The 12480-nt window shown below is 56.7% G+C and carries 7 protein-coding genes and 1 pseudogene; all 8 read right to left on the bottom strand.

Translation table 11 applies throughout. The features are described from left to right. Window positions 1-15 precede the first annotated feature (15 nt). The 8 genes and pseudogenes from ABIA45_RS36525 to ABIA45_RS36490 all read right to left on the bottom strand — a co-directional run bounded on the left by ABIA45_RS36525 (window position 16) and on the right by ABIA45_RS36490 (window position 12331). A complete protein-coding gene (locus ABIA45_RS36525) occupies window positions 16-1275 on the bottom strand; it encodes an aminotransferase class I/II-fold pyridoxal phosphate-dependent enzyme (protein WP_404655273.1) in 1260 nt (419 codons plus the stop codon). Window positions 1276-1497: 222 nt separating this feature from the next. Continuing rightward, a pseudogene (locus tag ABIA45_RS36520) lies at window positions 1498-2614 on the bottom strand (IS630 family transposase). A gap of 298 nt (window positions 2615-2912) precedes the next feature. Next, window positions 2913-4241, bottom strand: coding sequence for an aspartate aminotransferase family protein (locus ABIA45_RS36515; protein ID WP_404655271.1), 1329 nt, complete (start codon window positions 4239-4241; stop codon window positions 2913-2915). Window positions 4242-4538: 297 nt separating this feature from the next. Next, window positions 4539-5249 (bottom strand): hypothetical protein, encoded by a 711-nt coding sequence (locus ABIA45_RS36510; protein WP_404655270.1) that lies wholly within the window; start codon window positions 5247-5249, stop codon window positions 4539-4541. Window positions 5250-5659: 410 nt separating this feature from the next. Beyond that, complete coding sequence (locus ABIA45_RS36505) at window positions 5660-6550, bottom strand: crotonase/enoyl-CoA hydratase family protein (protein ID WP_404655268.1); 891 nt, start codon at window positions 6548-6550, stop codon at window positions 5660-5662. A 31-nt stretch (window positions 6551-6581) separates the two neighbouring features. Next, window positions 6582-7844 (bottom strand): diaminobutyrate--2-oxoglutarate transaminase, encoded by a 1263-nt coding sequence (gene ectB / locus ABIA45_RS36500; protein WP_404655843.1) that lies wholly within the window; start codon window positions 7842-7844, stop codon window positions 6582-6584. 462 nt (window positions 7845-8306) lie between these two features. Beyond that, on the bottom strand, window positions 8307-10808 hold the full coding sequence (locus tag ABIA45_RS36495; RefSeq protein ID WP_404655266.1) for a CaiB/BaiF CoA transferase family protein: 2502 nt from the start codon (window positions 10806-10808) through the stop codon (window positions 8307-8309). Window positions 10809-11482: 674 nt separating this feature from the next. Then, entirely contained in the window at window positions 11483-12331 is an 849-nt protein-coding gene (locus ABIA45_RS36490; protein ID WP_404655265.1) for an acyl-CoA thioesterase, read from the bottom strand. Window positions 12332-12480 lie beyond the last annotated feature (149 nt).

Genomic DNA, 12480 nt, shown 5'->3' with positions numbered 1-12480 from the left:
GGCAAGGGGTAGTCATTACGACGCGACCGCCGGGACCCTGTCCAAAATGCAGTCACACAGCCGCTCTATGTCGCCAACATCGTGATCTGCCGTAACGCACACTCGAACGCCTGCACTTCCTTGGGCGACGGTTGGAAAGAATATCACCGAGGTGTAAAAGCCAGCGTCGAGCAGCTCTCGTGCCACCGCAACCGCCTTAGCTTCCGATCCTATAGAAACCATTCGAATTGGAAGTGAACTGCCTTGCTCGATCGTAGCGATCCGACCATCAAACACCTTGATTCGTTGCCCCAGCTGCCTCTGCCGTTCGCCAAGTTCTGCTGAGCGATGGATCTTACACGAGCCTAGCGCCGCACCAACTGCTGCCAAATTTGGCGCCACGGAGAATGCGTAAGGAATAGAGTAACGTCGAAACAGAGCTTCTTGCTCGGCTGTTCCCAACATCAACATGCCGCCGGATGCTCCAAATCCCTTGGCAAGCGAGGCCGCTATGATTGTGCGATCACCCAAAACTTCCGGAAACTGAGTGCGCGCAAATCCTTCGCCTTGGCTTCCGAACAGCGATATGCCGTGTGCATCGTCGATATATAGAAAGAGGTTATAACGCTCCTGGAGCTCGCGCAGCTCCTTGATGGGCGCGTTTCCACCCATCGAATAAACACCATCGCAGACATAGGCGACTACCGGATGCTTGCGGCACAACGATTCGAGAGCCTCAATATCATTGTGCGCGATGGTTTCCACTCGCGTTTCATCCGCAACCACGGGCTTGTGATAGGCAAGCGAGAGATGCGCGTGACGATCAAACGCGACAACCGGCTTCGCGCCTCCTGTCAAAACGCCAGAAGCGAGAATTGGCATGGCGCCCAAGTTGGCGAGCATGACGGTCGAAAAGGCGATCACACGCGCGCCGAACATGTCCGACAGATTGACCTCGAGCTTCGCCAAAACATCGAAATTGAGTCGGGTTCGCGCGCAAGACCAGTGTAGCGATCGGTGCGCCTCTATTGCCTCGATCGCTCCAGATACAATCACGGGATGATTGTCCAGCCCAAGGTAGGAACACCGCACAAAATCAATGATCTCCCGTCGATCATCAAGTGGACCGGTGCCTAGAGCAAATCTGCGTCCAGCCGTAGAACGTCCGTGAACAGCCATTAGACCGGCGGTATGAGCTGCATCAAAAAAGGGCCTGCTCTTGTTGATGACATACGCAGTGTTCCGAAAATGTCGTTTCGGACGAGCACCCTCGGAAGGCTCGATCTGCTGTCTCATGTCGTTCTCCAATCATTCTGCAGGCGTGCGCTCCAGGCTGCCAACATAATGCAGTGCGCGGCGTGGCGACGTCCCGACGGACCTTTCTAAGCAATGGAGAAAGGCCTTGTCGGACCTTATAAGTTGGAGCGAACTTACAGATGGCAAGTCGGGCTGGCAGCTACTAGAACAAAGGGGACTTGCTGCTCACGAATGCGAATAAGCAGCTGCGTTGAGGATGAGCTAGTGTCCTGAACCAGAAGTTCGCAACCTTGTTTCGTGTGCTGCCGGGGCATTGTATCGGCAGAAGCGTCGATGGATGCGAGAATGTCATCGGCGGACTTGGTCCATCGGAATGGTTTTGGATCGGCGTTGTGCGGTTCGATGAACGAGGTGATGTCGGCCCGGAGGGCAGCGACGCTGCGATAGATGCCGCGCCTGATCTTCTTGTCGGTAAGGAGCGCGAATAAGCGCTCGACTGATTAAGCCATGAGGAGCTTGTCGGGGTTAGGTGCACATGCCAGCGGGGCCTTTTAGCCAGCCATCGCCGGATCAGCGGGGTCTTGTGCGTGGCGTAGTTGTCCATGACGAGATGGACGTCGAGTTCGCGCGGCACGGCGGCCTCGATCTCGTCGAGGAGCTTGCGGAATTCGGCAGCACGGTGGCATGCATAGCACTTGCCGATGACCCGTCCGGTCGCAATATCGAGGGCGGCGAACAGCGACGTGCTGCCATGCCTCTTATAGTCATGGCTCCTTCGGGCCGGCTGGCCGGGACGCATCGGCAACATCGGTTGGCTGCGGTCCAGAGCCTGGATTTGAGACTTTTCGTCTACACACGGAACGATGGCGTGTGCCGGCGGCGAGACGTTAAGGCCGACGACGTCGCGCACCTTGGCCACGAAGTTCGGATCGGTCGAGAGCTTGAATGTCTCCAGCCGGTGCGGCTGGAGCCCGAAGGCCCGCCAGATACGTTGCACCGTCGACACCGAGAGACCGCTGGCCTTTGCCATGCCTCGGGAACTCCAATGAGTGGCGTTCTCGGGGCAGCTTTCAAGCGTCCTCACGATCACGGCTTCGATGCGACCATGGTCAATGGTGCGCGGCGCCCCCGAGCGCGGCTCATCGTGCAGCCCGGCCACGCGCTGCTCTACAAAACGGCGGCGCCACTTGCCTACCGTCCCCCGCTCCAGGCCCAGCTTGGCCGCCACTTCCTTGTTCTGACCGCCTTCTGCGCAGGCCAGCACGATCCGGGCTCTCAGAGCCAGCGCCTGCGCCGTCTTCCGCCGCATCGTCAGCGACTGAAGTTCGGCAAGCTCACCATCGCTCAGTATCAAGGGCGCAAGTCGCTGGGCCGACATCAGATCCTCCGTCGCTGTTACAGCCGCCAACTCTGGCAAGCGACGCGAATCTACTGCGAATCTACGATTGCGAACTTGTGACTCGGGACACTAGCAAGCCATTGGCCTCTCCTTTTGGAGGCGAATGGGTCTCACCTGCAAGTTAGCTCCTCTAGTGGCTGAGGACGTCTTGTGAGATGACGCTTTGCGGTGGCCGACCGGTCGCAGAGTCTACTAGAGAACAGACTGTCGTATCGCGAGCACGCGAATCGAGGCAGCCAGAAAAGCGCTTGCCTTCGCTGGCGCCACGAGTATTCGCCTATGCTTTCCAGCACTCTCGATGGCTGTCGAGAAAGCCTCCAAATACATCGACCACGAGCTCAGCGTCGGCGCGCGTCATGGCTGTTGACAGTGAAGCCGCGGCGGCATGCGGGAACATAACGCCGTTTTCGACAAAGAAGTCGCCAAGCTGCTTCATGAGTTTAGATGGGCCGGACGAGAGATAGGCCTCGCGATTGTCCTTCGGAGCAACCGCCATCGGATGAATGCGAAAGAGTGAGGCGGCTCCAGTGATGCAGAGAGACGCCCTCCGCTTTGAGATGGCTCGGCCAACCCCGTCCCGAACAACATGCCCGAGCTCGTCAAGCTTTGCGAAGGCCGCATGATCCAGATGCTTCATTGCGGCAAGACCGGCTGTTATGGACAGTGGATTGGCGGAAAATGTCCCGCCTTGCGGAAGTAGAGGCCGGCCCGCTGAGGCGTCGAATACTCGCATTACCTCTTCGCGCCCTCCTATTGCTCCAATTGGCAAACCACCACCGATGATTTTGCCCATGGTGATGAGGTCCGGAACAAGGCCGTACAAGGCGGAAGCACCTCGGAAACTCTGCCGGAGATTTAAAACCTCATCAGCGATCACCAGAACACCGTTCTTGCGGGCCGTATCTTGTACCGCGGCAATGAATTCAGGCTTGGGCGCAGTAAGACCGCCGCGGCTTGGCATCGGATCTAAAATAACCGCAGCAAGGCTGTGCCCATGAAACGACAGCAATTGGCGTGCGTTCTCCGTGTCATTAAACCGGAGCACAACAACCTCATCCAGCACGCTCGCGGGCATACCGCGATAGAACGCGGTCGAACTAGGCGCCGCCGCATCACCCCAATTGTCTGGAGTTGCCGCGACGCTCACCTCAGCCCAATCGTAAGCGCCATGGTAGGCACCCTCGAGCTTGGCAACCTTAGAGCGACCGGTGAAGGCACGCGCAGCCTTGATCGCAAACAGCACGGCCTCGGTTCCGGTGTTGACAAAGCGTACCCGCTCGACGTGCGGAATGCGGTGACAAAGTAATTCGGCTAGCTCAATCTCGCTCTCGGTCGGATTTGCGAAACAAGTACCGCGCTGAACTTGGCGCGTCAGCGCTTCCACCACGGGCACGAACGCGTGACCGTGGATTAGCGCTGTAAAGTTGCCATTGAGATCGAGAAAGCGGTTATCGTCCACATCGAACAGATAACTACCTATGCCGCGTTCAATGTAGAGCGGCTCCGGATTCCGCTCCACCGTCACCCGCGACGTACCGTCAGGGAATACCCGCCGCGCGCGAGTGAAGATATCTTTGGATCTTTGCCCAACTTGGGACCCCACCATATCGAACCTCACCGATACGCCATTTCCCGCTATCAATTGACTAAGACCGAGTGCTCACTTTCGCAGCCCCTCACCTCCCCAATTGCGAGTGCCTCAGAGCACTGGCATTCTTTCGCAAGCCTAGCCGCTCTTTCCCCTACCTCAGATATGCTTCAAGTCCGCCGTCCTGCCCGACGCCGACATTTCTCCATAGAGTGTCGAGTCACTGACATTTCCATATCGCCTGCCAGGAATATACCGGAACGTGGGTAAGTTCTAGCTCGACTTATTCCCCCCGTTACGATTTGCTGCCGATACTCACGCGCACATCGCCACCTCGCTTCCCTCATAGCGAGTTACAAGATCTTCCAACTCGTCACCAGTTAGCCAGGCAATGAGATCGTCGGCCACGATATTCTCTTCTACCAGATGCAGCACCGATCCGCCCGCCTCCCAATGTAACTGTCCGTATTGCGCAAGAACGCCCTTAGAAAGTAACCAGCGCTCTGGAAGCCCAACGACGAAATCAGGAGCCCACATCGAGAACGACACGCCACGCAGCACTGCAGCCATGATCTCTGGCATGCCCTGTCCTCGAAACTCTTTGCGCAACCAGAAATCTCCGTGGTACGCGACTTTCCCATTGATCTTCTTCGCACTTGGCGCCGTGCAACTACAACGATCTTGAGGGTGTGCCTGGGTCGCAGGATCGCCATAGAACACCCTCAAGGATTCGAGATGCTCTGCAAAATTGCTATTAGAAAGATCATATAGCCGTGCCGCCTGCACAAGCACCACTTCATTGTTTTTATCGAGGCCGACCATCCAATATCCCTCCCCTTTTTCAATGGGCGAGCGATCCGGGCGGAACGTCGGATATGTCGGCACTTTGGTCGGAAGACCCTTTGTAATTGATACGTACTTGTGAAAATCAAATCCTATTGAAAGCTTAATGCCTTTCTGAGCGGCGGCCTCGTCATATCTTCGAAGGAAGCGCGAAACGTTCAAAGGGTTAACCACTCGTTTCATCTGCAACTTATCCTTCCTAATCAGTCGCCTCGCAGTCGGAACGCATGTACAGGGTACAGGTCGGTCGCGGAGCGGGCGACTACCAACTCCGGTGAGGACAAGGGAGAACGGGAATTGACCCGGTACAACCAAGATCAGGCGGCTAGGGACATGACTTGCGGGTGTCTCAATTGCATCAATCCTGCTATTTGAGAACACTCCAGTCGGAAGCTAGAAGCGCAGCTGCTAAAAGGCTTCCTTCTCTAAAACGGCTTTCCCGTTGATGCGCCGTGAGAGCCAGCTGAACTAAAAGTCGATCAATAGCGCGCTTTCAGCTGCCAGCCAATGGAAGGGCACCGCTGTCCTGCTCTTCTTGTTGGACTAACTGTTCAATCGGCGAGCGCGCCGGCCGAACGCCGAAAGACAATCACTTATTCGTATTCCCGCTCCTTCCACCAGGGAAAGAAGTCCGGCAGATCGGCCGGTACTCGATCTTTAAACACCGCCGGCCGCTTCTCCAGGAACGCCACAACGCCTTCCTTGGCGTCGGCGGAGCGACCTCGCGCGTACATGCTGCGGCTTTCGATCTTATGGGCTTCCATAGGATCATCTGCGCCCAACATGCGCCACATCAGCTGCCGGATCATCGTGATCGACACTGGCGAGGTCTTATCCACGATCTCGTGGGCGAGAGCACGCGCGGTCGGCAATAGCCGATCGGCAGGCACGATCTTGCTGATCAGGCGGCCGGCGAGCGCCTCTTTCGCTGTAAATATTCGCCCGGTGTAAGACCACTCGAGTGCCTGCGCGATCCCGACGACGCGCGGCAGGAACCAGCTAGAGGCACCTTCTGACACCAAGCCACGCTGGGAGAACACAAAGCCAAAGCGTGCGGCGTCGGACGCGATTCGAATATCCATCGCAAGCTGCATGGTGAGGCCCATGCCGACGGCAGGCCCGTTCACAGCAGCGATTACAGGTTTCAAACACCTGAAGATCCGCATCGCAATTTTTCCGCCGCCGTCACTGACCGAGGGGTCGCTGTAATCAACCTTTCCATCGGGCAACCGCTTCACCGGCCCGCGCCGTACGTCACGATCGAACGTGTCGGCTCCCAGCGAAAGGTCAGCGCCAGCGCAGAAGCCCCGGCCTTCGCCGGTCACAATAATCGCAAGGACATCATTGTCTCCGTCGGCGCGGTTGAAGGCATCTACAATTTCGCGCTCCATAACGGAGTTGCACGCATTGAGCTTCTCGGGACGGTTCAACGTAATCGTGAGGATTTGCTCGGAAACCTCATACTTGATCGTCTCGTACGCCATAGCAATCCTTTCACCTGTTGAACACGCAGTTTTACGATGGCCTCGTTTGTTTTAACGCTTCGTCCAAAGAATGCTGGAATATCTCAAGACCATCATTGAGTGTTTCAGAGTCGATCGTGAGTGCGGGCAGGAACTTGATAACCTGATCGACAGGCCCACATCGTTCGACCATCAATCCTTTCTCAAATGCCGTCCGTGCCGTAGTTGCGGCAAGCTCGGGCGCTCCACAATCAAACCCAAAGGCCATTCCGCGTCCACGAACGGAGAATCCGTTTCCATACTGGGCTGCTATAGACTCAAGCCTATGGCGCATAACTTCTCCCGTTCGATGAACACCCTGTGCGAAGATGTCGTCTCGCCAATAGAGGTCTAGCGCTGCCGTTGCGGATACCAACGCCAGATTGTTTCCTCGAAACGTGCCGGTGTGCTCTCCCGGCCGCCAGGCGTCACACTCCTCCTTGATCAACAACATGGATAAGGGTAGACCGAACCCACTCAGTGATTTCGACAAAACAACGACATCGGGCGACAAGTCGGCGAATTCGAAGCTAAAAAACTCGCCTGTGCGGCCACAGCCCATCTGGATGTCGTCAACTATGAGCAGCGCACCTGCGCTCTTTGCGATAGCTTGGATCGACTGCAGCCACTCTTTGCGAGCTACGTTTATGCCTCCGTCGCCCTGAACCGTTTCAAGAAGAATGGCGGCCGGACAATCAAGGCCACTGCTCTCATCTCTTAGCAGCTTCTGCAAATAGTCAGCCGCGTCAGCGTCAGGCCCAAGGTAACCATCGTATGGCATGAAAGTTACGTCTGACAAGGAGACGCCGCTGGCGTTGCGATAATAGCGATTACCGCTGGCGGCCATCGCTCCCAAGCTCATGCCATGATAGCCATTGGTGAAAGAGATTATGTTCTGGCGTCCTGTGACTTTGCGCGAGAGCTTTATTGCTGCCTCGATAGCATTTGCACCGGTTGGCCCCGTGAATTGAAAACGGTATTGCAGATTCCGCCTCTGAAGTATGACGGAGTTGAAGGTCTCCATGAACTCGAGCTTTGCTGGCGTGGCCATGTCTAGGCCGTGGACGACGGCATCCGATGCCAGATAGTCGGTAATGGCAGCTTTGAACCGACGATTGTTATGACCGTAGTTAAGAGTTCCAGCACCGCAGAGAAAGTCGACGACCTTTCGGCCATCTTCCGTCAGCATGATTGAGCCGCACGCCCGGCAGAAAACGGCAGGAAAGGAACGTGAATACATGCGCACGCCCGATTCAAGCGCTTCCAGCCCTTGCATCTTGTGTGACTCGCTTATCGCTCCAGCCATGCGTCGCTCCTCCGACAAGCGAGTGGTTAGAAGAACAGCACGCTTAACTCAGCGCGATTGCGCTTTCTCGCGGCTTTCTCTCAACTCATTTACCTGAGACGTGACAACGACGAAGCTACCAAGACTTGTAGTGGCCGCAACCTACGGGTCATAAGTCCACTTGCGTGAAGATTGTTCAAATGCGGAGGTCGATAGGGTGGGATGACAGACCATGCTCCCTCCCTAGTACTTGCTGCTTGCGGACCTCTTCAACATGGAGTCATATTAGCCATGGCCGGCCATCTTTGCCCGGCATGGACGGTTCGATCAAGTTCGTTATCTGGTGATCCCGTTCCAATTGCGACAGCGCACGAGCAGCGTACGAAATGATTCTGCGCGATGCGTGTATTTCTAGCAACCAGTGCTTGTCACTTGTGCACACCGCCAGGTCTTTCAATTCGGGGTGTGTTCAGGATGGGGGAGTTCCGCCTCGGAAAGCATCGACGTGCCAATGATGTGATCGGTAGCCAATTGCCCGATCTCCGTATCGGAGAGCCCGAGAAGCCCTGATAGGATTTCTGCGTTATGTTGTCCGAGAGTTGGCGCCGCTGTACGGATCGGATAGGGCGTCGCGTTCTCACGAATTGGCATCGACGGCTGCGGATGCAATCCGACGAAGGCGCGATTCACTTCCTGCAGAAATGCGCGCGAGCTGAGATGCGGGTCCTTGAGTATATCAATTGGAAGTCGGGCGGCGCCGGCGGCAACCCTTACCGCTTGCAACTCAGACATGGCCTGATCCGCATCGCGGGCGAGCGTCCAGGTTTCGATGCCTCTCTCGATATCATCCTCGATGGCGCGGCGGGCCTCTGGTGAGTTCAGAGACGGGTCCATGGCCCAGTCCGGCCTGCCAATAATAGTAGCAAGTCTCTGCCACATGCCCGCGTTGGTAGCCGCTACTATGATCCAGTTGTCCTCACCCGCACATCGGAAACAGCCGTGTGGGACGTGCTGTGGATGACGATTTCCATATCTGCGCGGCGGCATGCCATCGATGGAGTGCACGGTGATCCATGGCGCAACGAACGGCATCATGCACTCGACTTGCGCCAGATCAATGAATTGGCCTTTCCCGGTCTTGCGCGCGTGAATCAACGCAACCAGAACTGCAGCGCAACCATTCAACCCGCCAACGGGATCACCGAAAGCGATGTGGCTCATGACCGGCAGTCCACCCGCGTCTCCGACCACACCCGGAAGTCCCGAGCCCTGCTCAAGGGTCGAGCCGTACGCCCGACAATCGCGATGGACGCTGTACGACCCGAAGGCTGACATCGACATCATGACGAGCCGAGGGTTGAGGGCCCTGAGCACGTCGTAGCCGAGCCCCAGCTTCGGCAGCACGTCGACTGAATAATTGCCGACGGCAATATCGGCTTGTGCCACTAACCGCTTGGCAAGGGCAAGCCCTTCCGGCTGCTTCAGATCCAGCGTCATGCCGCGCTTGTTGCGGTTCATAATGCAGAAGCACGGCGCCTTTTCGTACATCCGATCTTCAAAGTAGCCAGGGGGCCTGTCAACGCCGCGCCACCAATCCGGATATTGGATCGCTTCGATCTTGATGACATCCGCACCAAGATCACCCAGTGTGCGCGTACATAATGGCCCTGCCCAGCCCATCGTGAAGTCCACCACGCGGATCCCTTGCAGAGGCAACCGGTAGCCATCGATGCAGCCCGGCAAGGATCGCGGAATAGTCCGCTCGGCTGTTCGCACACCACCGCGACGCTGCATTTCCCCCACGCCTGGAACCTGCCCTCCCGGCCGTGGCAACGTCAATGTCAGCCGCTGCATTGAGCCGACGGTCCGCCCCTCCTCTTGGCCAAGTCGAACGCGCACGATTGCACTGCTCGCTATCTTTTCCGTATCCTGGAGCAAATCTGACAATTGGGGCACCGGGACCAGTGGAAGCTTGCGTTTGAGTCCTTCCGCAAACCATTCCTGGGCCGTCCGCGTTTTCAGTCTCGGAATAAGGTGTCCGTCGATATGATCCATGTTTTGCAGACGACCTTCGTTGGACACTAACTCTGGATGGTCGCGCAACTCAGAGAGGCCAAGCAATCCGCAGAACTCGCGCCACTGTTTTGGAGTAACCGCTGACACGCCGAGCCACCCTTTCTTGGTTTCATAGATGCCGACCGGAAAGTTTGGCCAAAAGCGATTAATGCCGATCCGACGCATCACGTCGCCGCGCGCAAACGCGTCGAACATCAGGTACTCGGTCAGAGTGAGCGTCGCTTCGAAAACACTTAGTGACCACGACCTCCCCGTCCCGCCCTCCATTCGCGCAACCGCTGAAGACGCCGCCGCGATGAAGCCCCATAGACCGGCAACGATACCCGTCTGAAAATCCGGTGCATGCGAAGGCGGGCCTTCGGTCGGTCCGACAAGCTTTACCAGGCCACCGAGTGCGCGCACCGTAGAATCAGTTGCGGCAAATCTCGCATATGGCCCTTGCCCGCCGAACCAGCTGGCCTCGAGATAGACCAAGCCGGGGCGACGTTGCCGAATGTTATCAATATCAATGGTTGGGCAGTCAGCGGCATCAACATCGCGTCCGTCGATCAAAATGTCGCAACCTTCAATCAGAGCCGTGAGCCGTTTGATCGCATCTGGGTGCGCGGGATCAATGACAACGCTCGACTTGTTGAAATTCAGAAATGCAAACCATGCGCTTTGCCCACCGGGCGTAAGAGGCGCGGTTTGGCGAAGTGGATCACCTGCCGGCGGTTCGACCTTTAGAACATCGGCCCCGAAATCGGCGAACAACCGCGCGCAATAGCTGGTCCCAGCCGAGCTGCCGATCTCCACGACCCTCAGATGTGATAAGACTTCCATCGAGGACTCTACTTCCAGGTCATGCTGATGCTGTGGACGCGGCAGGTCGCAGCTCATCGAGATCGCGGCCTCGCCTGTTGTTCACTGGTGGACTGCGGTCCTGAGGACACGAACGACTACCGCTACATGTGAGATCAATGACGTTCCCGCTCTTAAGCTATCACCCGCGTCTTTTGCGGAGAGATCTCCGCCTACCTTCTCCCAGTTAATCCCCCTGAGCAGAATCCGCATGCCGGCCCGATGTTCTTGCTACAACCCATGGATGGCGGCAACGACTAAACCACCGGCTTCAGTGCTCGGACAGCTACCAAATCAGATAGGGTTCAGGACGCAACGATCGGTGATCGGACTACATTGATTTGAAAGCTTCGCTTCGCCGCACGCATTTAGTCGCGGCCAAATATACATGTTCCTGCCGCTTACCGTATTTCTCTACTCAGGGGGCGCTGTGAAGCGTGCGATTTTCCGAGCGCCGTGCGCGTAAACTGTGCATGGCCTAGGCAATTTGTGAACATTCACTGTTCGGATCAGCTTAGGCGGGCAGACTGGTATCCTCACCAATCTTAAGGAGGGAGGGGATCGCCTTTCGTATATCTCGCCGCGAGCGCGGCAACACTTGAGCGGGCGCACCACTCTCAAGCATCGCGGTTCTCTCCAGACCGGCCCCTCAGGCCCAAACGTTTGACGACGGGCTCGGTGAACAGTGATTGCGTGTCTGCTAAAGCAGGGGCTCAAGGTCGCTCGCGAACTGACCCTTCTTGGGCTACGGATGCCACCAGCGTGCCATCTGGCTTGAAGATCAATCCTCTGGTAATGCCGCGGCCCCCTTCCGCACTCGGAGAATCATGCGCGTAGAGCAGCCAGTCGTCCGCGCGGAACCCCCGATGAAACCACATAGCGTGATCGAGGCTAGCAGGTATCATCCGCCTGTCGAACGGCTTGCGGCCATAGCGCGCGGTTACTGAGTCAAGTAACGGGTAATCGGAGGCATAGGCCAGCGCGCATAGATGCAACACCGGATCGTCCGGCAGCTTCGCGGACGTCTTAATCCAGACGTGGATACGGCCATCCTCAAACTTGTGTCCGAAGTAGCGCCCGGTCTCAACCGCGAGTAGCTCAATTCCATAATGGCGGCGAATGAACTCAGGCGCCTCAACAAACACAGGCTGAATGGCTCGCTTTTCCAATGTCAGTTTATCCGGTGATGCCACGTCTGGCATGGTGCCCTGATGATCGACCGCGCCCTGTTCTTCGGTTTGAAACGACGCCATAATGGAAAATACCGTGTCGCAGCTCTGGATTGCGGTGACACGCCGGCTCGAATACCTCTTACCGTCTCGCAGGGTTTCAACTTGATAGATGATCGGCACCCGCGGATCGCCGGCTCTAAGGAAATAACCGTGTAGTGAATGCGGTAGCCGGTCTTTCACCGTTCGGCATGCGGCGGCAATCGATTGGCCAATCAGCTGACCACCGAACACCCGTTGCCAGCTGGTGTTTGTAACGTTGTTACGAAACAGATTCAGGTCGAGCTGTTCGAGGTCGAAAATTGCAGGAAGCTCAATTTCACTTTTTGACATTGAAGGACCGATATTTTCCTGCTCTTTCCAACCGGTTTATGACGCGTGACTATCTCGGATCTCATTCATATCTGGCTTCCGGCTCGAACGAAGCTCTAGGATGATTGAAAGTCCACGACAGGATTATCGCTCCTTACCCTTTACCACGG

The sequence above is a fragment of the Bradyrhizobium sp. USDA 336 genome (assembly GCF_044908355.1).
GTDB lineage: Bacteria > Pseudomonadota > Alphaproteobacteria > Rhizobiales > Xanthobacteraceae > Bradyrhizobium > Bradyrhizobium yuanmingense.
Note: the sequence above shows the minus strand (reverse complement) of the source record. Positions and strands in the feature narration are given on the sequence as shown.

What these genes read in the sequence shown, in the direction of transcription:
- ABIA45_RS36525 (WP_404655273.1), bottom strand. Translation starts at nt 1,275, where the DNA reads ATGAGACAGCAGATCGAGCCTTCCGAGGGTGCTCGTCCGAAACGACAT.
- ABIA45_RS36515 (WP_404655271.1), bottom strand. Translation starts at nt 4,241, where the DNA reads ATGGTGGGGTCCCAAGTTGGGCAAAGATCCAAAGATATCTTCACTCGC.
- ABIA45_RS36510 (WP_404655270.1), bottom strand. Translation starts at nt 5,249, where the DNA reads ATGAAACGAGTGGTTAACCCTTTGAACGTTTCGCGCTTCCTTCGAAGA.
- ABIA45_RS36505 (WP_404655268.1), bottom strand. Translation starts at nt 6,550, where the DNA reads ATGGCGTACGAGACGATCAAGTATGAGGTTTCCGAGCAAATCCTCACG.
- ectB (WP_404655843.1), bottom strand. Translation starts at nt 7,844, where the DNA reads ATGCAAGGGCTGGAAGCGCTTGAATCGGGCGTGCGCATGTATTCACGT.
- ABIA45_RS36495 (WP_404655266.1), bottom strand. Translation starts at nt 10,808, where the DNA reads ATGAGCTGCGACCTGCCGCGTCCACAGCATCAGCATGACCTGGAAGTA.
- ABIA45_RS36490 (WP_404655265.1), bottom strand. Translation starts at nt 12,331, where the DNA reads ATGTCAAAAAGTGAAATTGAGCTTCCTGCAATTTTCGACCTCGAACAG.